Raw genomic sequence first — 21,439 nt, 5'->3', positions numbered from 1 at the left:
CTTCCGGGTGGCGCGCCCCAGGTGACGAACGCCTCTCGAAAGCACCCGCTTGACCTGGTGACAACTATGCGTAACCATTACTCTGAGTATTCGACTCTAGAGTCCCCTGGACCGGTCACTTCGACCGGTTGGGGGTGAGGAAACGGAGAACCACCAGATGGGCGATTACGCCAAGGCGCTCGGGGCCAAGCTCCGGGGGATCCGCCAGCAGCAGGGCCTGTCCCTGCACGGGGTCGAGCAGAAGTCCGGAGGCCGCTGGAAGGCCGTCGTCGTCGGTTCGTACGAGCGCGGCGACCGCGCCGTCACCGTGCAGAAGCTCGCCGAACTGGCCGATTTCTACGGCGTGCCGGTGGTCGAACTGCTGCCGGAGGGCCGGGTGCCCTCGGGAGCCGAACCCGCTACGAAGATCGTCATAAACCTGGAGCGCCTACAGCAGCTCCCGGCGGAGAAGGTCGGACCGCTCGCCCGCTACGCGGCCACCATCCAGAGCCAGCGTGGCGACTACAACGGCAAGGTGCTCTCCATCCGCACCGAGGACCTGCGTTCGCTGGCGATCATCTACGACATGACCCCCGGTGAACTCACCGAGCAGCTGATCGACTGGGGTGTGCTGCCGCCCGAGGCTCGACCGTCCAAAGAGGACTAGATGGTCCATCGCGCGACCGGAAACGCGTCTACGGGCCGTGCCTTGGCAAGGCACGGCCCGTTAACATGAAGGCGGCCCGCAGCCGCGTTTCCGGGGCCTGACGGCCAAAACGCGCGACTCCAAAAGATCAAAAGACCTTGGTCACCTCAGCCTTGGTCACCTGATCGTGGTCACCATTGTCACAAGACGGCCCTGAGGCGGTCGGCGATCGTGCCGATCCGGCCGAGCACGCCGTTCACGAAGCGCGGCGAGTCGTCGGTCGACAGCTCCTTCACCAGCCCGACGGCCTCGTCGATGGCGACCGGGTCCGGTACGTCCGCGGCCCACAGCAGCTCGTAGACGCCGACCCGCAGCACCGCGAGGTCCACCGGCGGCATCCGGTCCAGCGTCCAGCCCTGCGCGTGCTCCGAGAGCAGCTCGTCGATCTGGGTCTTGCGCGCGGTGACGCCCTCGACCAGCGAGATCGTGTAGTCCGCGATCGGATCGACCTCGACCGAACCGACGCGGTCGGCCAGCAGCGTCACCGCGTCGGCGCCGCGCTGGGCGGCCTCGTACATCATCTCGACGGCACGCTTGCGAGCCTGACGACGGCTGATCGGCCCACCGCGGTTCGGTGACTTGCCGGATTTATCTGAACCGGCCATCAGTTGGAGACGCGACCCAGGTAGCGGCCGTCACGGGTGTCGACCTTGATCTTCTCGCCGGTGGTGAGGAACAGCGGCACCTGGATCTCGGCGCCGGTCTCCAGGGTGGCGGGCTTGGTGCCACCGGTGGAACGGTCGCCCTGCAGGCCGGGGTCGGTGTGCTGGACGATCAGCTCGACCGAGGTCGGCAGCTCGATGTACAGCGGGACACCCTCGTGCACCGCGACCTGGACCTCGAAGTTCTCGAGCAGGTAGTTCGCGTTGTCGCCGACGGTCTCGGCCAGCACGGTGATCTGGTCGTAGGTCTCCGCGTCCATGAACACGAAGTCCGTGCCGTCCTTGTACAGGTACGTCATGTTGCGGCGGTCGACGGTGGCCGTATCGACCTTCGTGCCCGCGTTGAAGGTCTTGTCGACGACCTTGCCGGTCAGCACGTGCTTGAGCGTGGTGCGGACGAACGCGCCGCCCTTACCCGGCTTGACGTGCTGGAACGCGGTGACGGTCCAGAGCTGGCCGTCGAGGTTGAGGACGAGCCCGTTCTTCAGGTCGTTGGTGGTGGCCACGAGTGTGCAGTCTCCTGTGTCGATCTTCCGGGCCGCCGTCAGACGACCACGAGTTCCTTGGTGCTCAGCGTGAGGAGTTCGGGCGTACCTTCCCGCACGACCAGCGTGTCCTCGATGCGCACGCCTCCGCGTCCGGGCAGATACACACCAGGCTCGACGGTGACGGCCATACCGGCGGTCAGTGTACCGACGCCGGTGGTGGCGAGACTGGGCGCCTCGTGCACCTGCAACCCGACCCCGTGGCCGAGGCCGTGACCGAACTCCTCGCCGCGCCCCGCGTCGGCGATCACACCACGGGCCGCTTTGTCCACTTCGGACACTTCCGCACCGGGGAGGACGGCGTCGCAGCCCGCCTCCTGCGCCCGCTGGACCAGCTCGTAGACCTCTTCCTGCCACGCCGCCGGCTTGCCGAGGACGAACGTGCGGGTCATGTCGGAGTGGTAGCCGTCGACCGTGGCACCGAAGTCGATCTTGACGAAGTCGCCGGTCGCGAGCACGGCCGAGGTCGGCCGGTGGTGCGGGATCGCGGAGTTGACGCCCGCCGCGACGATCGTGTCGAACGACGGCCCGGTCGACCCGTGACCGAGCATGCGATTCTCCAGGTCACGGGCGACGTCCAGCTCGGTGCGGCCTGGCCGCAGCCCACCGGCGGACACCAGGTCCTCCAGTGCCCTGTCGGCCGCCGCGCACGCCTGGCGCAGCGCCTCGATCTCCTGCTCGTCCTTGACCAGCCGCAGCTGCTCGATCAGGCCGGGCGTCCGGACCAGCTGGACGCGGTCGAAGCGCACCTTGAGGTCCTCGTGCTGCTCGACGCTGACGTGCTGGCTCTCGAACCCGGTCTTGCCGAAGTCCTTCTCGGCCGCCAGATCGGCGAGTTTGGCCGCGCTCGCGCGGTCCAGCACCCGTTCGAGATCGGGCACCTCGGTCGCCGACTGGACCGTGTAGCGGCCGTCGGTGCAGAAGATCGTCTTGTCGTCGCCGCTCCCGTGGACGAGGAGAGCGGCGTTGGACCCGGTGAAGCCGGTCAGGTACCTGATGTTGAGCAGGTCCGTGACCAGCAGCGCGTCCACCCCGGAGTCGGCCAGCAGGGAACGCAGCGCCGCGCGGCGGCGAGAGAAGTATTCACGCACGGAATGGAGTTTAGAGGTTGGGCGCTCTCCCGGGGGCCCGCTGCCGGACGCTCACCGCCAAGATCGCGTTTAGCGGGCTAAACGCGACCAGGCGTGACCTTCGCTACTCGCGAGTTAAACTCACCCCATGGCACCGTGGCTGACTCGTGGACTCGTGATGGCGCTGCTGCACGGCGCGGCCGTCACCGTGCTGGCCAAGTACGAGGTCTTCAACCCCACCGACAAGACCCTCGTCACCTCGCTCGCCCTCGCGGTCCTCGTCGGCGCGGCGGCGGGCTGGAGCGCCGTGGACGCCTGGCAGGACAAACCCGAGCGCGGCAAGAACTGGTTCATCGCGGCGCTGATCGCCGGACCGGTCTCCGGCGTGCTGTACGTGATCGGCCGCGCGGTGTTCGTCGACCAGACCGGCGCCTCCGAACTCGGCGGCGCGCTCACCGGCGGCGCCGCCTTCTCGGCCCTGCTGGTGCTCATCCCGGCCGGGCTCGGCCTGTTCGTCGGTGGCCTGATCGGCAAGAAGACACCCGCTGAGGATGACGACGAAGAGGAAGCTCAGCCCGCGAGCGAGAAACCGGCCGGGAAGCCGTCCCAGGCCTGATCGCTGATCTCCTCGACGGTCGAGTCATTCAGCGCCGCGGCCCCGGCGTCCGGTACGGCGAACAGCTTGCCGTCGAGCACCACGCCGACCCCGCGGCCGGGAGCGCGCACCATCTTCGCCCCGGCGCTCAGCCGCGCGGCCTGGGGAAACCTGTCGACGACCTTGAGCCGCTGGTCCAGCACCTCACCGGCGAGCGCCGCCGCCACCGAACGCCGGTCGACCCTGACCAGTTTCCCGTCGGCCACCAGATCGATCGTCCGCTGCGGCGACGGCATCGCGACGCCTTCGAACGCGGTCCGGGTCCGGGCGTCGCCGTCGCAGGCCCGCGAGCCCCGGACGTCCAGGCCGAAATGCTTGAGGTCGGTCGGCGCCGCCGCACCGCCGACGATCGTGGCGCGGACGACGTCGAACGGGACTCTGTCGCAAACATCGCCCGAAGAGAGCGGCGCGTGGCCGTCGGGCCGCCGGACCAGGCCGGGGCCCTCCTTCCAGGCGCCGGGGACGACCACCGGCCGGTACGGCTGCGCGGAGAAGTCCCTGGTCCAGAAGGTGAGTGTGGTGCCGGTGTCGGTCTCGTGCGCGATCGCGAAGGCGTCGAGCGAGCCGACCCACATCAGGTCGGTGCTGAACCCGTCGACCAAGGAACGGGTGCGCGGCGAGATCGTGCTGGGTTTGGGCACGAAACCCTGCTCCCCCAGCGTCTCCACGCCCTTGCTGAAGGCCGCGTCCTTGGCGCGCAGCAGGAACTGCCCGGCGCCGTTCCACCCGGCGGCCTTGGCCGTGGTGTCGGTGAAGAGGAGGTAGAACCAGCCGTCGAGGTACACCGCCGAGGGCTGGCCCGCGCCGTAGACGTTGGCGCGATGCACGTCGTGCGCGGGCCCGACGATCGGCTGCCCGCCCGCGGCGCGGGTCCACTTGAGGCCGTCGGTGCTGGTGGCGAGGCCGATCGAGTTGCCGAGCGCGTGGTCGCCCGCCGCGCCGGTGTAGTACATGTAGTAGGTCGAGCCGACCTTGAGCACCGAGGGATCGCAGGTGTGCATCCCGTCGAACCCGCCGGGTGCGCCCGAGAACACCGCCGCCGGACCGCCACCGGACGGACCGGTGAAAGGACCGTCGAGCGACGCCGACTCCGCGTAGAGGACGTCGTCGCCGGGGGGCTGGGCGCTGCCGTACTGGCTGCACCACCACATCCGGAGCTTGCCTCCGTCCCGCATCACGGTCGGGCCGTAGTTGTAGACCGCGTCCTGATCGCCCGCGGCGACCACGCCACCGCTGGCCCGGGGATCGCTCGTGGCGAGTTCGACGTCCATCGGCCGGGGCTTCTCACCGGGCGTCAGCTGTGCTCCGCCGATCCCGCCGCCCTTGCCGTCGGCCTGGGGTTGGGCGAGGCCGTCACTGCACGCCACGAGAACCGCGCCGGCCGCGAGGACGGCCACCACGACACGGGCGGGTCGCCGACCCCCACGAAAAAGGCGCATGATGGCCGAGTGTAGCGAGACTTAACCCAGCTGGGTGACGTCACTCCCTGGGAGGGCTACCAACTCCACCTCGAAGCCGTCGGCGTTTTCGAGGTAGGCGGCGTAGTGGTGATCACCGCCCGCATACGGATACTTGTCCGCGAACATCGCCGACCAACCGTGTTCGAGAGCCTTCGAAGCCAATTCGTTCACCCGATCGCGGGTATCGACGTGCAGGGCGAGATGGTTCAGGCCCGGTGCGGTGCGCTCGTGCTTTTCGCCGCTGAGCGCGGGAGAGCGTTCGACGACGAGGTAGGTCGCGCCGTGCTTCCAGCTGACACCGGCGGGCCAGCGCTGGAATTCCCGCCAGCCGAGTTCGCCGAGCAGCCAGCCCCAGCTCTCTTCGGCGCGCGCGAGATCCGGCACCCACAGTTCGATGTGGTGGGCCCGCCCGTGCTCCGACGGCAGCGCGACGAGTACGCGGTGCGGCCCGCTGCCGTAATGGTCGCCACTGCCGACGTCCAGGAAACCCAAGCGCCGCACCAGGTTCAGACTGGCCACATTGGACTCGCCGACCAGAGCCCACACCGACGACAGACCGAGTCCGAGTAGTCCGTGGTCGAGCAGCGCACTCGCGGCCTCGGTCGCCAGGCCCTGCCCGCCGTGCGCACGCGCCAGGTAATAGCCGATCTCCGGCACCCCGCCGGGCAGCTCTTCCGACGGCCGCAGATGCGCGAGGCCGATCACCTCGCCGTCACGTTCGATCGCCCAGTGCCCCATCCCGGCCGGGCCGTTGTACGCCAGTCGCCGTCCGACCATTTCGCGGATCTTGTCCGGCTCGGTCAGCGGAGCCGCGAAATGCGCGCTCAACGCCGGGTCGGCGAAGAGCTTGACGATCGCCTCGGTATCGGCCTCGGTCAGCCCGCGCAGCCGCAGCCGCGCGGTCTTGACCTCGGGCGGGTTGTTCATGCCGCGTTCGCGGCCATCCAGCGCAGGGCGAGCGGGTAGCCGTCGACCCCGAGCCCGGCGATGACGGCGGTGGCGATATCCGAAAGCACGCTGTGGTGCCGGAACTGCTCGCGCTGGTGCACGTTGGAGATGTGCAGTTCGATCAGCGGCGCCTTGAGCTGGGCGGCGGCGTCGCGGACCGCGATCGAATAGTGCGTCCACGCGGCCGCGTTGAGCACCACCGGCCAGCCGGCGTCGGCGGCTTCGTGCAGCCAGCCGACCATCTCGCCCTCGTGGTCGGTCTGGCGGACCTCGACGTCGATCCCGAGTTCCTTCCCGGTGTCGACACAGGTCGAGACCAGGTCGGCGTGCGTGGCCGAACCGTAGATCTCCGGTTCGCGCAGGCCGAGCCTGCCGAGGTTGGGGCCGTTGAGGACGAGCACCTTCACAGCAGCACGCTCCCGCCGGCCTTGGGGGCGTCGCCCGCGACCACCGAGTACGCCGCCGCGAGCAGCGACGGGTCCGGGCCTTCCAGCCTGCCGGGCTTGGCGAGCCCGTCCAGGACGACGAACCTCAGCACGCCCGACCGGGTCTTCTTGTCGCCCTTCATCGTCTCCAGCAGGTGCGGGAGCGCGTCCGGGTCGTACGTGGTCGGCAGGCCCAGCAGTTTGAGCACGGACGTGTGCCGCTCCGCGGTGGCGTCGTCGAGACGGCCTGCCAGGCGCGCGAGTTCGGCGGCGAACACCAGCCCGACGCTGACCGCGGCACCATGGCGCCACCGGTACTTCTCGCGGCGTTCGATGGCGTGGCCGAGAGTGTGGCCGTAGTTGAGGATCTCGCGCAGGTTCGACTCGCGCAGGTCGGCGGCGACGACGTCGGCCTTGACCTGGATCGAACGGCGGACCAGCTCACCGAGTACCTCGCCGGTGGAGTCCAGCGCGGCGGCGGAGTCCTGCTCGACGAGTTCGAGGATGCGCGGGTCCGCGATGAACCCGGTCTTGACGACCTCGGCCATCCCGGCGACGAGTTCGTTGGGCGGCAACGTCTCCAGTGTCGCGAGGTCGACCAGGACCGCGCTCGGCTCGTGGAAGACGCCGACGAGGTTCTTGCCCGCCTCGGTGTTGATGCCGGTCTTCCCGCCGACGGACGCGTCGACCATGCCCAGCAGCGTGGTGGGCACGTTGACCAGGCGGACGCCGCGCATCCAGGTGGCGGCGACGAACCCGGCCAGATCGGTCACGGCGCCACCGCCGAGCCCGACGACCACGCCCTGGCGGTCGAGGCCGATGCGGCCGAGGACCTCCCAGCAGAAGCTGGCGACGGAGAGGGCTTTGCCGTCCTCGGCGTCGGGGATCTCGACCCGGTGCGCGTCGATCCCGGCCTCGGCCAGTTCGTCGCGGATCGCCTCGGCGGTGGCGGTCAGCGTCGGCGGGTGGATCAGCGCGACCTTGGACGCGTCGGCGAGCTGCTGGGTGAGCTCGCCGAGCAGCCCCCGGCCGATGACGACGTCGTACGGCTTGGCGGTGTTGACGGTGATGCGAACCGGCTCGGTCATCGTTTCCTCAGTTTCTGGGGTGAACCCGCGTCCGCGATCGACGTCGGCAGGGCGCCGGCTGGTCATCCACGTGACAGTGGGCGGGTGGGGCGCCCTGCCACCGCGATAGCGGGGCCTTCGGCCGGGCGGGTTCACGCGTGGTGGCTAGTTTTCCGGATACCTCTCAGCTCCGCCACCAGGCGCTCACTTCGGCGGAAGCCGCTTGGCCCTGGCGACCTCGCAGGAGATCTTGCCCTTGACAGGGGTGTCCCCCGGGATCTCTTCGGTCACCTTCTGGCCAGGCGTCATCCGGTTCTTCGCGAACAGCGCTTCACCGGAGGCCTTGCCCTCGGCGTCCTTGATCGCGATGGTGACGGCGTAGCGCGCGTCCTCACCGGTGCTGTTCGTGACCTCGATGGTGACCTTCGGGGTGTAGCTGGTGCTCTCGCACTTCATGACCTGGACGTCGGCGGCGGCATCCATGTCGGGTGCTGCCGAGGCCGTGGCGGCGGCCGAGCCGGTCGCCGCGGCGCTGGTCTGGATCACGTCCGCTCCGGCGGGCTGCTTCTCCTCGCCGCAGGCGGTCACGGTCAGAGCCATGACGGCGAGGAGAACGCCGGTGGCGGTGCGCTTCATGCCTGTTCCTTCTCGGTCAGCCCGGCGAAGGCGGCTTCGACGACCTCGTCCGGGGTGCGGTGGTCGGTTTCGATCTCGATCGTGGCCACCGAGCGGTACACCGGCAGCCGGGCGTCGAGGAGTGCCTTGTACGTGGCGCGGGGGTTCACCCCGGCCAGCAGCGGGCGCGCGGTCGACAGCCCGGCGCGCTGGACCCCCGCGGCCATCCCGACGTTGAGGAAGACCACGGTGTGCCCGGCCAGCCGCTCACGGGTGCCCGGGGTGATCGGCGCTCCCCCGCCCAGGGAGAGGACACCGTCGTGTTCGGCCAGCGCCTTCGCGACCATCTCCTCCTCCAGCACGCGGAAGGCGGGCTCGCCCTCCTCGGCGAAGATGTCGGTGATGGGCTTGCCCGCGCTCGCGACGATGTCGTCGTCGCTGTCGCGGAAGGCGAGGCCGAGCCGGGCGGCGAGCGCCGGGCCGACCGTGCTCTTGCCCGAGCCAGGCGGCCCGATGATCACCGCGCGTGGGGTCACCAGCGCTCCTCGAGCGCCTTCAGGTAGGCCTCGGCGTTGCGCTTGCCCTCGATCAGCGAGTCGCCGCCGAACTTCTCCAGCGCGGCATCCGCGAGGACCAGCGCGACCACCGACTCCAGCACGACCCCGGCGCGGGGTACCGCGCAGACGTCGGAACGCTGGTGGATGGCCACCGCGGGTTCGCCGGTCGTGACATCCACAGTGGACAGTGCTTTGGGGACGGTCGAAATCGGCTTCATGGCGACGCGCACACGCAGCGGTTCGCCGTTGGTGATGCCGCCTTCGAGACCGCCAGCACGGTTGGACCGGCGGGTCACCCCGACCGGGCCGGTGCCGCGGTCGATCTCGTCGTGGGCCTGGCTGCCCCAGCGCTTGGCCGTGGTGAAGCCGTCGCCGACCTCCACCCCCTTCATCGCCTGCACGCCCATGAGCGCGCCGGCGAGCCGGGCGTCGAGCCTGCGGTCCCAGTGCACGTGCGAACCGAGGCCCGGCGGCAGCCCGTAGGCGATCACCTCGATCACGCCGCCGACGGTGTCACCCGCCTTCCGCACGGCGTCGACCTCGGCGACCATCGCGTCGGTTCCCTCCTTGCCGAAGGCCCGGACCGGGCTCTCGTCGATGGCGGGCAGGTCCGACGCCACGGGCAGCGGGCCCTCCGGCGCCGAGGCGCCGCCGATGGACACGACGTGGCTGAGGATCTCGACCCCGAGCAGCTGCTTGAGGTACGCGCGGGCCACCGTGCCGAGCGCCGTGCGGGACGCCGTCTCGCGGGCGCTCGCGCGCTCCAGCACCGGACGGGCCTCGGGGAAGCCGTACTTCTGCATACCGGGCAGGTCCGCGTGGCCGGGCCGGGGGCGGGTCAGCGGCTCGTTGCGCGCCAGGCCTTCCAGCTCCTCGGCAGGCACGGGATCGGCCGACATGACCTTCTCCCACTTCGGCCACTCGGCGTTCTCGATCTGGACCGCGACGGGGCCACCCTGGGTGAGTCCGTGCCGGACGCCGCCGGTGAACTCGATGTGGTCGGTCTCGAAGCCCATCCGGGGGCTGCGGCCGAAGCCGAGCCTCCGTCGCGCGAGCTGCTCGCCCACTTCGGCGGTGGTGACCTCGACCCCGGCGGGCATCCCTTCCAGGATGGCGGCGAGGGCGGGTCCGTGCGATTCCCCTGCGGTTATCCAGCGCAACACCTGACAGATCCTGTCACAGTCTCCCTTCCGTTCCTGGACAGGCCGGGCTATCCAGGACCAGGTCCGGCGAAGACGGCGAGCACCCACGCCGCGACCAGGAGACCGGGCCCGTGCGGCACCGTGGGATGCCGGGGCCCGCCCACCGCGAGCGCCACGCTCAGTAGCGCCGCGGCGACGGCGCCGAGCACGACCGACGGCCAGCCCGTCGCGGCGAGGACCGCGCCAAGGCTCCCGGCCAGCTTCACGTCACCGGCGCCGAGCGAACGCGGCGACAGCGCGTGGACGAGCGCGTGCGCACCTCCGAAGACCAGCGCGCCGAACACGGCCCGCCAGGCGATGCCCGCCCCTCCCCCGGCCGCGGCGACCGCCAGCGCGATGGCCAGCGCCGGATACGCGGGCAGGGTCAGGACGTCGGGCAGGCGGCGGTACTTGAGGTCGGCGAGCGCCAACGGGACCGCGAAGACGGTCAGCACGGCCGGAACCGCGAGCCACCACGACGGCCAGGCCCCGCCTTGGTGCCGGAGGCAGACCGCGAGGAGCAACGCCGCCGCGAGCGCCGCCGCCCAAGCCGTCACCGGTGCTCCCGCGCGGCGCAGGCAAGAGCGGGTGGCGAGCGCCGATCCGGCGCCCGCCACCGCGAAGGCGATCGGCATGAACACAAGATCAAGAGTGCGCCCGTCGCACTCGGTGAGGCAAGGATTTCTTTTCGTGACAGGTACTTTCACGCACTTTCGCTTCGGGCGTCCCGCAATTGGTCACCTACTTGCGCTGGGTGGTCGCAAGTAGGTGACCAATTGCGGGCGAGCGGACACTGGGATCAGGGGTTCATCCGCAGCAGTGGGAGGCCCGAGGGCGTGCGGATCTCCAGCGCCTTGATGTCCGCGGCGCGCATCGCGGTGCCGACCACGATGTGCGCGGTGTCCTTGGGCATCGCGCGCCAGGACGCCAGTTCGCTGGTGCCGCCGTCGCCGCCGACCGCGACCAGGATGTAGTCCCCGGTGCGGTTGCCGCCGTAGCTGCACGTCATGTCGACCTTCGTGCCGGTGTCGGTGGCGGACATGGCGACCTCGGCGGTCACTGGGTAGTCGCCGAGCAGGGTCATCGGGTTGCCGCTCGCCGCGACCGGCCCGGTCAGGACGACCGCGAGCGTGACACTGGCGGCGACGGCCACTCCGGCCGCCGAGGTGGTGATCGCCCGTTGGATCCGCCTTCCCCGGCGGACCCGTTTGAGCACGGTCGGCAGCAGCTCCGGCGAGGGCGCCGGTTCTTCCTCTCGCAGCGCGGGGGAGCCTGCCTGGGCGAGGAGACCGGGGATCCCGGCCAGATCGCGCACGGACGCCGCGCACTCGGCACACCCGCGAAGGTGTTTCTCGTACGCGAACCGGTCTTCCGGGGACAACGCCCCGAGCACGTAGGCCGCGTCGTAGGTGGCGAAGGGGTCGGTCATTGAGTCACCCCTCTTTCCTCCAATACCAGCCGCAACGCCCGCAAGGCGTAATGCGTCCGCGACTTGATCGTTCCTTCGGCCACGCCCAGGCGCTTCGCGGCGTCGGCGACGGAGTAGCCCTGGAAATAACACAAAACGAGCACGTCCCGGTGTCTCGGCGAGAGCTCGCGGAGGGCTTCGGCCACCAGCCAGCCCTGAACCGCCCGTTCGGTGCCGTCGGTGACCGCCGTTTCGGGCGGTTCGCCGGTCACCACCTCCGGATGTGCCTCGGCGGCACGCCAGTCGTCGATGGCGATCCGTCTCGCCACGGTGAACAGCCAGCCCCGCGCCGATCCCTCGGACTGGTCGAGCACCTTGGCGTTGCGCCAGGCCCGCAGCAACGTCTCCTGGACGACGTCCTCCGCGCGGACCCGGTCACCGCTGGTCAGGTGCAGTGCGTAGGACCAGAGCGCCGCGGCGTGCTCTTCGTGCAAAGCCCGCATCAGCCGGTCCTCCGCGAATTCCTTCACCGATCCGTGCCTTCGCGGGCGAAGAGCAAGGGGAGGGCGAAGACCACGCAAACCACTTCGGTGATCAGGCCCCAGAGCTCGGCCTGGGTGGTGAAGCGCTCCGAGACGCCGAAGAACCCTGTCGTCAGCGAAAGCACGTACGCGCCCAGGGTGGCCAGGCCGAAGCCGATCGCCGCGAGCGCGGGAAGCCGGTGATGCCACACCAGGACGGCGACCGCGATGACCACACCGGCTACCACGTTCACCAGAAAGAGTGGGCCGACCACATCCGTTTCGGACGCCCAGTCCTGCCATACGACGTAATGCACCCACGCCGAGCCGAGCAGGCCCGCCGCCACCACCGCCCGCAACAACCACCGGATCATGTCCGTATCTCTTTCCGCGTGTTCGGTTCCCCTATGCCTTTGAACACGGAAAAGAGGGGCGTTCGGTTCAATCCGGCACCCGATGGTCGGCGAAATTGAACCGGATGGGTGCTCCGACCGTGTGTAGGGGCATGACTGCCGAACTCCACTCCCGCCGCACCGTCCTGACCACCGGGGCCGCCGTCGCCGGCGCGGCCGTCGGTGCCGTGGCCCTCACAGCCTGCGGAAGCGACGCCCCGTCGTCCGGCCCTGCCGCCGCACCGCCCGCCGCGGCTCCGGGCGAGACCCTGACCGCGCTCTCCGACATCGAGGTCGGCCAGGCGAAGGCCGCCAAGACCGCCGACGGCAAGGACGTCATCGTCACCAGGACCGCCGAAGGCGCCGCGGCCGCGTTCAGCGCGATCTGCACGCACCAGGGCTGCGCGGTCGTCCCGGACGGCGCGGAGCTCAAATGTCCTTGCCACAACTCGATCTTCGACGCGGCGACCGGCGCGGTCAAAAAGGGGCCGGCGGACAAACCGCTGCCCTCGGTCGCGGTCAAGGTCACGAACGGTCAGGTCGTCACGGCCTGAAAAACATAAAGGTCCCTTTAGGACGGAATTCGTCCTAAAGGGACCTTCGTGGTACGGGTGTTTTCAGCTGTCCCAGGTGAAGATCGGGTCGCCCGCCTGGACGTCGCCGCCGGTGAGCAGTCCGGAAAGGACCTCGGCCTTCGCGTCCAGCGCCACCACGGGCACGATCGGCGAGTAGCCAGCCGCCTTGACCGCCTCTGGGTCCCACTCCACGACCGGCTGTCCGGCGCGGACGGTCTCACCCTTGACGACGTGGAGGGTGAACCCCTCGCCCTTCTGCTTGACCGTGTCGATCCCGAGGTGGACCAGCACGCCGCGGCCGTCTTCGGTGGCCACCACGAAGGCGTGCGGGTGCAGGGTCACGACCGTCCCGTCGACCGGCGAGACCGCGTCCTGACGCCCGCCCGAGGGCAGGACCGCGAGACCGGGGCCGACCATCGCCTGCGCGAAGACCGGATCGGGCACTTCGGTCATAGCGGTCGTCTTACCGCTCACAGGGCTCAGAATTTCGAGGCTCACAGCAGGTCCTCGATGTCGCTGGCGATCGTGTCGGCCTCCGGCCCCACGATCACCTGGACACCGGCGCCCATGCGGACGACGCCCATCGCGCCGGCCGCCTTCAGCGCCGCCTCGTCGAGCAGGCTCATGTCTTCGAGCTCACACCGCAGCCGGGTGATGCAGCCCTCCACCTCGATGACGTTCTCGGCACCGCCGAGGCCCGCGAGGATCTTTTCCGCCCTGTCATCCGCCATCGCGGTCTCCCTGTTCCCTGTCGGTTTCCCACATGCGAACCAGCTGTACTACGCCGTTCGCCGACTCGCACGTGATCCCTGGCCACGAACGCGTAACGGTGGTTGACACCCGCTCGTGCGACGGAGCATCCTGCCCCATCGGATCATTGGTCTAGACCGGAACGTACCAATCTTCCGGACCAGACGCGAGTACGGGTTCCCCAATCGACCGACCCGAAAGGACGGTGACCGTCATGAGCGCTTCGGCGCAGCTGCCGCCGTCCGACCGTGTGATCAACGGACCGACGCCCAAGCACGCCCAGCTGCGGGAGATCCTGCGCCGCACGGTGGAGCGTGAGCTACCCCCAGGCTCGCCCATCCCCTCGGAACGTGACCTCGCCGAGACATATCAGGTGTCGCGGCTCACCGTCCGGTCGGCGATCGGCAAGCTGGTCGAAGAAGGGCTCTTGTCGCGGGTGCGCGGCAAAGGGACGTTCACCGCCGCGAGGCGGATGGAACTGCAGCTCTATCTGATGTCCTTCACCGAGGACATGCGCCGTCGCGGGATGACACCGACCACGGAGGTCGTCAAGACCGCCACCGAGGTCCCGCCCGCCCCATCGGCGCACGCTCTCGGCCTGACCGCCGGAACTCCGGCACACCGGCTGGTACGGCTCCGCCGTGCCGACGGGGTGCCGCTCGCGGTCGAACGTGGTTGGTATCACGCGGGCCGGATGCCCGGTCTGCTCGACCTCGATCTCACCCGATCGTTGTACGTCCAACTCGCCCAGTCGTACGACCTCCGCCCGGACCACGCGTGGCAGACGGTCTGGGCCGAATCCGCGGACCGCGAAACGGCACGCCTGCTCGGCATGCGCGCCGGCAGTCCGCTTCTTGTCTTCCGCCGGGTCTCCAGCGTCAACGGGGAACCGATCGAAGACATGACTTCCTGGTACCGGGGCGATCACTACCAGGTCACCATGCAGCTGGACCGGAACAGCCCGGATTCCGGTCACCATCCTCACTATGGAGGTACCCGATGAGCTCCACCACCGCGGAGGGGGCGAAGAGCAAGGGCAAGGGATTGGCCGGGCTTCAGCGCTTCGGCCGCAGCCTCATGCTCCCCATCGCCGCCCTGCCCGCCGCCGCGCTCCTCAACAGGTTCGGTCAGCCTGACCTGCTCGGCGAGAAAGGGCTCGGCTGGACCAAAGTGGCCGAGGTTCTCGGTGCGGCGGGCAACTCGCTGTTCAACTGGCTGCCGCTCCTGTTCGCAGTGGGTATCGCCGTAGGCTTCGCCCGGAAGAGCGACGGCGCGACCGGGCTGGCCGCCGTGGTCGGCTTCTTCGTGTTCACCAGCGTCCTCCAGGTCTTCGCGCCGTTCTCCGACCTGCCGGGCTGGAACCCCGAGAAGCCCGCGGGCTTGATGCTCAACCCGATGAAGTGGCCCTACAGTGTGCTGGCCGGTGTGATCGTCGGTCTGGTCACCGCCTTGCTGTGGCAGAAGTTCTACCGCATCAAGCTGCCGCCGTACCTGGCCTTCTTCGGCGGCCGCCGGTTCGTGCCGATCATCACCGCCCTGACGCTGATGATCCTCGCGGTGCCCTTCGGCCTGGTCTTCCACTGGGTCAACGAAGGCATCCAGGCCGCGGGAGAGGCGGTCACCGGCGCACCGGTCGTCGGTGGCGGTATCTACGGTGTGCTGAACCGGTTGCTGATCCCGGTCGGTCTGCACCAGCTGCTGAACGTGCCGGTGTGGTTCATCTTCGACGGTGGTGACCTCACCAAGTTCTTCGAGGGCGACCCCACCCGCGGCACCTTCATGACCGGCTTCTTCCCGATCTTCATGTTCGCCATCCCCGCCGCGGCGCTGGCGATCTGGCAGAGCGCGAAGCCCAGCCAGAAGAAGATCGTCGGCGGTGTGATGATCGCCGGTGCGCTGACCTCGTTCCTGACCGGTATCACCGAGCCGATCGAATTCTCGTTCATGTTCGTCGCTTGGCCGCTGTACCTGATCCACGCGGTCCTGACCGGCACGTCGATGGCACTGGTGAACGCGCTCGACATCCACCTCGGCTTCGGATTCTCCGCCGGGGCGATCGACTTCGCGCTCAACAGCGGTCTCCCGGCGGCGAGCGGCAACGTCTGGCTGCTCATCCCGATCGGCCTGGCCTACGCGGTCATCTACTACGTGATCTTCCGTTTCGTGATCAAGAAGTGGAACCTGCGCACGCCGGGCCGTGAGGACGACGCGATCGAGGCCGATCTCGAAGCCACCGCGGCGAAGCCCGTCAAGTAGTTTCAGCTCAGAAGAACCGAAGGCACGAAAGGGAAAGAACATGCCGGAGAAACGCGTCACCGTGGCCAGCAAGGTGGGCCTGCACGCCAGGCCCGCGGCGACGGTCGCCAAGGCGGCCGCGGCGCAGCCCGTCGCGGTGTCCATCGCCAAGGCGGGCGGCGACCCGGTCGCGGCCGGCAGCGTGCTGAACCTGATGACCCTCGCCGCCGGCTACGGCGACGAGGTCATCATCAGTGCCGAAGGTGAGGGCGCCGAGGCGGCCGTCGACGCCATCGCCGAGCTGGTGGCGACCGACCTCGACGCCTGATCCACTCCCTGCGAAGCCCGGGCCGCCCCGACCGGCCCGGGCTTCGTAGGGTGTTGGGCATGGAGAGCGTGCGCGAGATCGAACAGTGGCCTTCTGCCAATGCCGCCACGGCCGTGGTGACCGCCGCCGGTGACGTGCTGGGCACGCACGGCGACACGACGAAGGTGTACAAGCTGGCGTCGGTGACGAAGCCGCTGACGGCCTACGCCGCACTGATCGCCATCGAAGAGGGCGTCGTCGAACTCGACACCCCCGCCGGGCCGGAGGGCTCCACGATCCGGCACCTGCTCGCGCACACCTCGGGCCTGGCCTTCAACGAGCACAAGCCGATGGCCGCGCCCGGCAACCGGCGTCTCTACTCCAACGCCGGGTTCGAACAGCTCGCCGACGCGCTCACCGAGCACTCCGGCATCCCCTTCGCCGACTATCAGGCGGAGGCGCTTTTCCAGCCACTGGGCATGAAGTCCACCAAGCTGACCGGCTCCCCCGCCTCGGGCGCGGAGTCCACTGTGGACGACCTGGTGGCGTTCGCCGCCGAGTTGCAGGCCCCGAAGCTGATCGCCGCCGAGACGGTGCGCGAGGCGACTTCCGTGGTCTTCCCTGGCCTTTCCGGTGTCCTTCCCGGCTTCGGCCACCAGAAGCCGAACGACTGGGGCCTCGGTTTCGAGATCCGCGACCACAAGAGTCCACATTGGACGGGCGCGTCGAGCTCGCCGCGGACCTTCGGCCACTTCGGCCAGTCCGGCACGTTCCTGTGGGTCGATCCCGACGCCGGTGTGGCCTGTGTCGCGCTCACCGACCGCGCTTTCGGCCCGTGGGCGGCCGAGGTGTGGCCGCCCTACACCGACGCCGTCCTCTCGGAACTGCGCGGCCTCACTCCATGACGCGGACCGGCGAACCAGCCTGGAAGGCCGCGATGTCCTCGACCGCGTCGCGGTAGAAGATCTCGTAGGCCTCGCGGGTGACGTAGCCGATGTGCGGGGTGAGCACGACGTTGTCCAGTGTCCTCAGTGGATGCTCCGACGGCAGCGGTTCGACGTCGTAGACATCGAGCGCCGCGACCGCGATCTCCTTGCGGCGCAAGGCGTCCACCAGCGCGACCTCGTCCACGATCGGTCCGCGCGAGGTGTTGACGAGTATCGCCGTCGGCTTCATCGCGGCGAGTTCCGGCGCGCCGACCAGCCCCCGGCTGCGGTCACTGAGCACCAGGTGGACCGACAGGACGTCCGCGCGGGCGAACAATTCGTCCTTCGACACCGCCGTCACGCCGTGGGGATCGGCCTTCTCCTGGGTCAGGTTCTGGCTCCAGGCGATGGTCTCCATGCCGAACGCCTGCCCGATCTTGGCCGCACCGGCGCCGAGCCTGCCGAGCCCGAGCAGCCCGAGGGTCTTGCCGTGCAGGATCGTGCCGACCGTGGTCTGCCAGCCGCCCTCGCGCATGTTCCGCGACTCCACCGGCACGTTCCGCGCGGCGGCGAGGATCAGCGCCCAGGTGTGCTCGGCCGCCGGGGCCGCGATGTACCCGGTGGAGCAGACGACCACGCCGTTGCGCCGGGCGGCGGCCACGTCGATCGCGGCGTTGCGGTGACCGGTGCTCACCAGCAGCTTGAGCGCGGGCAACCGGTCGAGGACTTCGGCGGGGAAGCGGGTGCGCTCGCGCATCGCGACCACGACGTCGAACTCCCGCAGGCGGGCCACCACGTCGGTGGCGTCGACGAACGGCTCGGTGAACACCTCGATCTCGGCGCCGAGGGAGGCCCAGTCCCCGAAGCCGAGCGCCACTTCCTGGTAGTCGTCAAGAATCGCGATCTTCATCCCCCCAGGCTAGGGTGCTGGCTCGCGGGCTACCCGGGGAGGACGAGATGGACGCGGACGAGGGCAAGATCCTGGCTTGGACCGAGGCCGAGCGGCTGAGCGTGGCGGATCTGCTCGAAGGACTCGACGAGAAGGACTGGTCGGCAGGCACCCTGTGCCCGAAATGGACCGTCCACGAACTGGCCGCCCACCTGGCGCTCTCGCCAAGGACCGGCCTCAAGGACACCATCCTGGGCGCCCTCAAGGCGAAGGGGAACTGGGACCGGATGACCGCCGATCAGGCCATCGGCCACGCCACTCGGTTCTCCCCCGCCGAACTCGTCGCCCAGATCCGGAAGGACGCCGGGTCGGACCGCCGCTCCCCCGGCGCCAAACAGATCGACTCGCTCGCCGATGTCCTCATCCACGGCCAGGACATCGTCCGCCCGCTGGGCCGCACCCGGCCGATGCCCGAGGAGCCGGCGATCGCGTCGCTGGAGCACATCCTCGCCAGCCCGTTCTGGGGCGCCCGCAAACGCTGCAAGGGCGTGAAGATGATCGCCACCGACGCCGACTGGACCGGCGGCGAGGGGCCCGGCGAAGTACGGGGCCCGCTCGCCGATCTGCTCATGGCGGCGACCGGCCGGGGCGCCGGCCTCGCCGCGCTCACCGGCTCGGGCAAGGCTCAGATCGGCGCCCACTGCAATCCGCCGATTTCGGTCTGAGACCTACCAGCGCGCAACGATCATGTCGACCCGCACCAGATGGTGGTCCGAGGCGTCGTTGAGCCGTGCCAGCGGTGAATCGGGCAGCGGCCAGAAAACCTCGGCACGCCAGGGGAACAGACCCTTCGACGGCAGGACGTAGTCGATCCGCAGGTTCCCCGGCGCGTTGTCGTTGAAGTCGCCGGTGTCGAAGAAGGGGTCGCCCTTCTGGCCGATGTTGGCGCCTGCCTGGTCCTGTGCGGCGCGCACCGCGCCTTCGCTGCCCGGGCGCGTCTCGATGACACGAGGCGCATTCAGCAGACGGGAGATCGCGCCGGGGACACTGTCGCCGTCGAGCGGGTCGGAGTTGTAGTCACCGGCGACGACGAACTTCTCGTGCGCGCCGAGCCCGCCGCGGCGGCCGTTGTCGTCGTAGATGTAGCGGCCTTTGCCCGGGGACACGTAGTCCGCCCAGAAACGGATCTCGTCGTTGTTGCGGGTGCCGTTGCGGTCTTCGGGGCCGTCGAAGGTGGGCGGTGTCGGGTGCGCGGCCAGGAAGTGCACGGTGGACCGGCCGACGCGGACGGGGACGTCCCAGTGGGACTTCGACGACAGGCGCAGCACGTCGAGTGCCTGCGGCGAGTACCAGTCGTTCGGCGCCGGGGTGGCCGGGTCGTCCGGGAGCAGCGCGCCCGGCATGTCCTTCCAGAGGAACTGCTGGAACGTCCGCACGCTCTTGGTGTCGATCGGGTACTTGGACAGCACGAGCATGCCGTACTGGCCCTCGAAGAGGCCGAAGCCGTGCGCGTCGTTGCCGCCGCCGACCTGGCCGTTGCGGTCGAGGTCGAAACCGGTCGCGACGCCGGTGTTCGACGGCGCGGTGAAGGCGTACGGGTAGTCGATCGGCGCGGCGCCGTTCTGGCCGCGCTTCAGGTAGTTCTCGCGGAACAGGTTCGCGGCGCGGTTCTCCGGCACGTAGTCGAACTCGTTGATCAGCAGCACGTCCGGCCGGTTGCGCTGGATCACCTCGGCGACCTCGTTCGCCTGCGCGTTGCCCGGCTGCGACAGGTCGGTCACCAGCTGGCCCGCGGCTCCGCGGTTGAGCGAAGCGTTGTACGTCGCGAAGCGGACGTTCTGTCCGACGGTGGCTTCCGCCGGGGTGGCGGCCAGCAGCGTCCCGGCGAGCAAGGCGCCCGAGGTGAGCACGGCGGCGATGCGTTTCACGGTCTTACCTCCCAGATTCCGATGCGACCTTACGCACCCCGCGCGGCCGCCTGGGTGAGCTTCAGGTGAACAGCATCTCTTGAACGTGTTCAAAATCTGGGCTACGGTTCTTCTTGAACACGTTCAAAAGGAGGTCCCCATGCAACCCGTAGTAGTGGCCTACGCGCTCTACCTGGCCATCACCGTCCCCTTGACCGTGCTGGTCGCCCGTACGCTGAGCAGACACGGCAAGACGTTCCTGGAGGATGTCTTCCAGGACAAGCAGGCACTGGCACATTCGGTCAACCAACTGCTCGTCGTCGGGTTCTACCTGGTCAGCCTGGGTTTCGTGACCCTGTTCCTGACCAGCAACGACACCGTCCTCGACGCTCGCGACGTCTTCGAGATGCTGTCGGTCAAGGTCGGCACCGTGGCGCTCGTGCTCGGCGTGATGCACGTCGGGAACGTGCTGGTGTTCAACGGAATCCGGCGCAAGCACCTGAACCACGCCGCCGCACGGCCCGTGCCGATGCCGCCGCCCTACCCCGGCTACCCGGCGCCCGCTCCACATCCGGCGCCCTGACCGGATAACGTGCAATGGTGGCGAAGAGTGAGGAAACCAGGTCGCTGATCGTGGCGACCGCGTTGCGGATGTTCGCCGAGAACGGCTACGACCGCACGACCATGCGGGCCATCGCGGGCGAAGCGGGCGTGTCGGTCGGGAACGCCTACTACTACTTCGCCTCGAAAGACCAGCTGATCCAGGGTTTCTACGACGAGATAGCCAACGCGCACCTGACGACGGTGCGCCAGGCGATCGAAGGTGAGCGGGACTTCAGCGCCCGGCTCAAGACGGTCCTGCTCACCTGGCTCGACGTCGCCGAGCCGTACCACCGCTTCGGCACCCAACTGTTCGTCAACGCCGCCGACCCGGACTCGCCGCTGAGCCCGTTCAGCGAGGAGTCGTCGCCCGCGCGGGACGCCTCCGTCAGCCTGATGCGTGACGTCATCGCCGACTCCGACGTCAAACTCGACCCGGACCTGCGCGACGACCTGCCCGACCTGCTGTGGCTGTACCAGATGGGCGTCGTGCTGTTCTGGGTCCACGACCGGTCGCGCGGGCAGAAGCGGAGCCGGGTGCTGGTGGAACGGACGGTGCCACTGATCGCGCGACTGGTGGGACTGTCGCGACTGCGGGTACTGCGGCCGGTGAGCCGGGAGATCGTCTCGCTGATCCGGGACCTCTCGAAGCCGGACGACCCTGCCTGAGGATCGCGTCTAGCCCTCCTGTTGCGGCTCTCGCGCCGCGAGTACGTGAAGGACCCCTTCCTGTATCTAGTGTCGTGCGTCTGAAATTCGCGCCGTAAATTGATGCTGGAATCCGGTCACCCATCGCTGAATGAACCCCACCTGCTCGTCTATGAAGGAATTGGGACACTCAACCTGGATCCACCGGTGTGACGTGGGTGTTTGGGGTGTGTCCGGGTACGCAAATGCCCTCTGGCTTGGGATGATTGTTCTTGCGACGGAACAAAACCACTGAGCGAGAGGGCATCTGCTGGATGCGATCATCTCATACTGCCGGATCGGTGTCGGTGAGGTTCGATGATGAAAGTCTCGTGTCGTGCGCGGGGCTGGTGCCGGTGCTGCGGCTGGCCG

Annotated in this window: 27 protein-coding genes and 1 pseudogene; 10 read left to right on the top strand and 18 right to left on the bottom strand. The window is 69.0% G+C overall.

All coding sequences use genetic code 11. The features are described 5' to 3' along the window. Positions 1-157 precede the first annotated feature (157 nt). Entirely contained in the window at positions 158-646 is a 489-nt protein-coding gene (locus ACLARN_RS17280; protein ID WP_003096372.1) for a transcriptional regulator, read from the top strand. Between the two features lie 179 nt (positions 647-825). On the opposite strand, the gene nusB is transcribed toward ACLARN_RS17280, so the two are convergent. The 3 genes from nusB to ACLARN_RS17265 are packed head-to-tail and all read right to left on the bottom strand — an operon-like array spanning position 826 to position 2,983. Next, positions 826-1,290, bottom strand: coding sequence for a transcription antitermination factor NusB (gene nusB, locus ACLARN_RS17275; protein WP_409492435.1), 465 nt, complete (start codon positions 1,288-1,290; stop codon positions 826-828). Continuing rightward, positions 1,290-1,853, bottom strand: coding sequence for an elongation factor P (gene efp, locus ACLARN_RS17270; protein ID WP_125783626.1), 564 nt, complete (start codon positions 1,851-1,853; stop codon positions 1,290-1,292). The genes nusB and efp overlap by 1 nt, the downstream gene beginning before the upstream one ends. 38 nt (positions 1,854-1,891) lie before the next feature. Continuing rightward, positions 1,892-2,983 carry a M24 family metallopeptidase gene (locus ACLARN_RS17265; RefSeq protein ID WP_409492434.1) on the bottom strand — a complete coding sequence of 364 codons (1,092 nt, stop codon included), beginning with the start codon at positions 2,981-2,983 and terminating at the stop codon, positions 1,892-1,894. A gap of 157 nt (positions 2,984-3,140) precedes the next feature. Here ACLARN_RS17265 and ACLARN_RS17260 point away from each other — a divergent pair, with 157 nt between their 5' ends. Further along, positions 3,141-3,578, top strand: a complete 438-nt coding sequence (locus tag ACLARN_RS17260) for a B-4DMT family transporter (RefSeq protein WP_409492607.1) — start codon at positions 3,141-3,143, stop codon at positions 3,576-3,578. On the opposite strand, the gene ACLARN_RS17255 is transcribed toward ACLARN_RS17260, so the two are convergent. The 11 genes from ACLARN_RS17255 to ACLARN_RS17205 all read right to left on the bottom strand — a co-directional run bounded on the left by ACLARN_RS17255 (position 3,533) and on the right by ACLARN_RS17205 (position 12,173). Next, entirely contained in the window at positions 3,533-5,017 is a 1,485-nt protein-coding gene (locus ACLARN_RS17255; protein WP_409492606.1) for a beta-xylosidase, read from the bottom strand. The genes ACLARN_RS17260 and ACLARN_RS17255 overlap by 46 nt on opposite strands. Positions 5,018-5,077: 60 nt before the next feature. Continuing rightward, complete coding sequence (locus ACLARN_RS17250; RefSeq protein ID WP_409492433.1) at positions 5,078-6,004, bottom strand: GNAT family N-acetyltransferase; 927 nt, start codon at positions 6,002-6,004, stop codon at positions 5,078-5,080. Then, the gene (gene aroQ / locus ACLARN_RS17245; protein WP_409492432.1) at positions 6,001-6,432 is read right to left on the bottom strand and encodes a type II 3-dehydroquinate dehydratase; all 432 of its coding nucleotides are present in this window, start codon (positions 6,430-6,432) and stop codon (positions 6,001-6,003) included. The genes ACLARN_RS17250 and aroQ overlap by 4 nt, the downstream gene beginning before the upstream one ends. Beyond that, entirely contained in the window at positions 6,429-7,538 is a 1,110-nt protein-coding gene (gene aroB / locus ACLARN_RS17240; RefSeq protein WP_409492431.1) for a 3-dehydroquinate synthase, read from the bottom strand. The genes aroQ and aroB overlap by 4 nt, the downstream gene beginning before the upstream one ends. Positions 7,539-7,721: 183 nt before the next feature. Continuing rightward, positions 7,722-8,153, bottom strand: a complete 432-nt coding sequence (locus tag ACLARN_RS17235; protein WP_409492430.1) for a hypothetical protein — start codon at positions 8,151-8,153, stop codon at positions 7,722-7,724. Next, entirely contained in the window at positions 8,150-8,668 is a 519-nt protein-coding gene (locus tag ACLARN_RS17230; protein WP_409492429.1) for a shikimate kinase, read from the bottom strand. The genes ACLARN_RS17235 and ACLARN_RS17230 overlap by 4 nt, the downstream gene beginning before the upstream one ends. Then, positions 8,665-9,852: a chorismate synthase gene (aroC, locus tag ACLARN_RS17225; protein WP_409492428.1), complete on the bottom strand. Its 1,188-nt coding sequence runs from the start codon at positions 9,850-9,852 to the stop codon at positions 8,665-8,667. Before aroC ends, ACLARN_RS17230 begins: the two co-directional genes overlap by 4 nt. A 47-nt stretch (positions 9,853-9,899) precedes the next feature. Then, complete coding sequence (locus tag ACLARN_RS17220; protein WP_409492427.1) at positions 9,900-10,511, bottom strand: prepilin peptidase; 612 nt, start codon at positions 10,509-10,511, stop codon at positions 9,900-9,902. A gap of 158 nt (positions 10,512-10,669) precedes the next feature. Beyond that, a complete protein-coding gene (locus ACLARN_RS17215) occupies positions 10,670-11,299 on the bottom strand; it encodes an anti-sigma factor family protein (protein WP_409492426.1) in 630 nt (209 codons plus the stop codon). Beyond that, the gene (locus ACLARN_RS17210) at positions 11,296-11,808 is read right to left on the bottom strand and encodes a sigma-70 family RNA polymerase sigma factor (protein ID WP_409492425.1); all 513 of its coding nucleotides are present in this window, start codon (positions 11,806-11,808) and stop codon (positions 11,296-11,298) included. The genes ACLARN_RS17215 and ACLARN_RS17210 overlap by 4 nt, the downstream gene beginning before the upstream one ends. Then, positions 11,805-12,173 carry a hypothetical protein gene (locus ACLARN_RS17205; RefSeq protein ID WP_409492424.1) on the bottom strand — a complete coding sequence of 123 codons (369 nt, stop codon included), beginning with the start codon at positions 12,171-12,173 and terminating at the stop codon, positions 11,805-11,807. The genes ACLARN_RS17210 and ACLARN_RS17205 overlap by 4 nt, the downstream gene beginning before the upstream one ends. 131 nt (positions 12,174-12,304) lie before the next feature. Between ACLARN_RS17205 and ACLARN_RS17200 the strand changes: the two genes are divergently transcribed. Then, positions 12,305-12,745: a ubiquinol-cytochrome c reductase iron-sulfur subunit gene (locus ACLARN_RS17200; RefSeq protein ID WP_409492423.1), complete on the top strand. Its 441-nt coding sequence runs from the start codon at positions 12,305-12,307 to the stop codon at positions 12,743-12,745. Between the two features lie 63 nt (positions 12,746-12,808). Here the strand turns inward: ACLARN_RS17200 and ACLARN_RS17195 are convergent, their stop codons facing one another. After that, the gene (locus ACLARN_RS17195; RefSeq protein ID WP_409492422.1) at positions 12,809-13,264 is read right to left on the bottom strand and encodes a PTS glucose transporter subunit IIA; all 456 of its coding nucleotides are present in this window, start codon (positions 13,262-13,264) and stop codon (positions 12,809-12,811) included. Beyond that, positions 13,261-13,506: pseudogene (locus ACLARN_RS17190) on the bottom strand (glucose PTS transporter subunit EIIB); the annotation flags it as partial. The gene ACLARN_RS17195 and the pseudogene ACLARN_RS17190, both read right to left, overlap by 4 nt. A 224-nt stretch (positions 13,507-13,730) precedes the next feature. On the opposite strand from ACLARN_RS17190, the gene ACLARN_RS17185 reads away from it, so the two are divergent. From ACLARN_RS17185 to ACLARN_RS17170, 4 genes are read left to right on the top strand one after another with little or no spacing between them, the layout of a single operon-like run. Next, entirely contained in the window at positions 13,731-14,519 is a 789-nt protein-coding gene (locus tag ACLARN_RS17185) for a GntR family transcriptional regulator (protein WP_409492421.1), read from the top strand. Further along, on the top strand, positions 14,516-15,772 hold the full coding sequence (locus ACLARN_RS17180; RefSeq protein WP_409492420.1) for a PTS transporter subunit EIIC: 1,257 nt from the start codon (positions 14,516-14,518) through the stop codon (positions 15,770-15,772). Before ACLARN_RS17185 ends, ACLARN_RS17180 begins: the two co-directional genes overlap by 4 nt. Positions 15,773-15,812: 40 nt before the next feature. Continuing rightward, entirely contained in the window at positions 15,813-16,079 is a 267-nt protein-coding gene (locus ACLARN_RS17175; protein WP_076163675.1) for an HPr family phosphocarrier protein, read from the top strand. Positions 16,080-16,138: 59 nt separating this feature from the next. Continuing rightward, a complete protein-coding gene (locus tag ACLARN_RS17170) occupies positions 16,139-16,963 on the top strand; it encodes a serine hydrolase domain-containing protein (RefSeq protein ID WP_409492419.1) in 825 nt (274 codons plus the stop codon). On the opposite strand, the gene ACLARN_RS17165 is transcribed toward ACLARN_RS17170, so the two are convergent. After that, complete coding sequence (locus ACLARN_RS17165) at positions 16,953-17,894, bottom strand: D-2-hydroxyacid dehydrogenase family protein (protein WP_409492418.1); 942 nt, start codon at positions 17,892-17,894, stop codon at positions 16,953-16,955. The two genes, ACLARN_RS17170 and ACLARN_RS17165, sit on opposite strands and share 11 nt — an antisense overlap. A gap of 47 nt (positions 17,895-17,941) precedes the next feature. Between ACLARN_RS17165 and ACLARN_RS17160 the strand changes: the two genes are divergently transcribed. Beyond that, on the top strand, positions 17,942-18,598 hold the full coding sequence (locus tag ACLARN_RS17160) for a maleylpyruvate isomerase family mycothiol-dependent enzyme (protein WP_409492417.1): 657 nt from the start codon (positions 17,942-17,944) through the stop codon (positions 18,596-18,598). Positions 18,599-18,601: 3 nt separating this feature from the next. Here the strand turns inward: ACLARN_RS17160 and ACLARN_RS17155 are convergent, their stop codons facing one another. After that, positions 18,602-19,801 (bottom strand): endonuclease/exonuclease/phosphatase family protein, encoded by a 1,200-nt coding sequence (locus ACLARN_RS17155; protein ID WP_409492416.1) that lies wholly within the window; start codon positions 19,799-19,801, stop codon positions 18,602-18,604. 139 nt (positions 19,802-19,940) lie between these two features. On the opposite strand from ACLARN_RS17155, the gene ACLARN_RS17150 reads away from it, so the two are divergent. Together ACLARN_RS17150 and ACLARN_RS17145 are read left to right on the top strand one after the other, a co-directional pair. Next, a complete protein-coding gene (locus tag ACLARN_RS17150) occupies positions 19,941-20,363 on the top strand; it encodes a hypothetical protein (protein WP_409492415.1) in 423 nt (140 codons plus the stop codon). Positions 20,364-20,377: 14 nt separating this feature from the next. Beyond that, on the top strand, positions 20,378-21,049 hold the full coding sequence (locus ACLARN_RS17145) for a TetR/AcrR family transcriptional regulator (protein ID WP_409492414.1): 672 nt from the start codon (positions 20,378-20,380) through the stop codon (positions 21,047-21,049). Positions 21,050-21,439: the final 390 nt, after the last annotated feature.

It is taken from the genome of Amycolatopsis sp. cmx-11-12 (assembly GCF_046269425.1).
Lineage (GTDB): Bacteria > Actinomycetota > Actinomycetes > Mycobacteriales > Pseudonocardiaceae > Amycolatopsis.
This window is presented reverse-complemented; position numbering and strand designations above follow the sequence as displayed.

What these genes read in the sequence shown, in the direction of transcription:
- ACLARN_RS17280 (WP_003096372.1), top strand. Translation starts at nt 158, where the DNA reads ATGGGCGATTACGCCAAGGCGCTCGGGGCCAAGCTCCGGGGGATCCGC.
- nusB (WP_409492435.1), bottom strand. Translation starts at nt 1,290, where the DNA reads ATGGCCGGTTCAGATAAATCCGGCAAGTCACCGAACCGCGGTGGGCCG.
- ACLARN_RS17260 (WP_409492607.1), top strand. Translation starts at nt 3,141, where the DNA reads ATGGCGCTGCTGCACGGCGCGGCCGTCACCGTGCTGGCCAAGTACGAG.
- ACLARN_RS17250 (WP_409492433.1), bottom strand. Translation starts at nt 6,004, where the DNA reads ATGAACAACCCGCCCGAGGTCAAGACCGCGCGGCTGCGGCTGCGCGGG.
- aroB (WP_409492431.1), bottom strand. Translation starts at nt 7,538, where the DNA reads ATGACCGAGCCGGTTCGCATCACCGTCAACACCGCCAAGCCGTACGAC.
- ACLARN_RS17235 (WP_409492430.1), bottom strand. Translation starts at nt 8,153, where the DNA reads ATGAAGCGCACCGCCACCGGCGTTCTCCTCGCCGTCATGGCTCTGACC.
- ACLARN_RS17215 (WP_409492426.1), bottom strand. Translation starts at nt 11,299, where the DNA reads ATGACCGACCCCTTCGCCACCTACGACGCGGCCTACGTGCTCGGGGCG.
- ACLARN_RS17205 (WP_409492424.1), bottom strand. Translation starts at nt 12,173, where the DNA reads ATGATCCGGTGGTTGTTGCGGGCGGTGGTGGCGGCGGGCCTGCTCGGC.
- ACLARN_RS17200 (WP_409492423.1), top strand. Translation starts at nt 12,305, where the DNA reads ATGACTGCCGAACTCCACTCCCGCCGCACCGTCCTGACCACCGGGGCC.
- ACLARN_RS17185 (WP_409492421.1), top strand. Translation starts at nt 13,731, where the DNA reads ATGAGCGCTTCGGCGCAGCTGCCGCCGTCCGACCGTGTGATCAACGGA.
- ACLARN_RS17180 (WP_409492420.1), top strand. Translation starts at nt 14,516, where the DNA reads ATGAGCTCCACCACCGCGGAGGGGGCGAAGAGCAAGGGCAAGGGATTG.
- ACLARN_RS17175 (WP_076163675.1), top strand. Translation starts at nt 15,813, where the DNA reads ATGCCGGAGAAACGCGTCACCGTGGCCAGCAAGGTGGGCCTGCACGCC.
- ACLARN_RS17170 (WP_409492419.1), top strand. Translation starts at nt 16,139, where the DNA reads ATGGAGAGCGTGCGCGAGATCGAACAGTGGCCTTCTGCCAATGCCGCC.
- ACLARN_RS17165 (WP_409492418.1), bottom strand. Translation starts at nt 17,894, where the DNA reads ATGAAGATCGCGATTCTTGACGACTACCAGGAAGTGGCGCTCGGCTTC.
- ACLARN_RS17160 (WP_409492417.1), top strand. Translation starts at nt 17,942, where the DNA reads ATGGACGCGGACGAGGGCAAGATCCTGGCTTGGACCGAGGCCGAGCGG.
- ACLARN_RS17150 (WP_409492415.1), top strand. Translation starts at nt 19,941, where the DNA reads ATGCAACCCGTAGTAGTGGCCTACGCGCTCTACCTGGCCATCACCGTC.
- ACLARN_RS17145 (WP_409492414.1), top strand. Translation starts at nt 20,378, where the DNA reads ATGGTGGCGAAGAGTGAGGAAACCAGGTCGCTGATCGTGGCGACCGCG.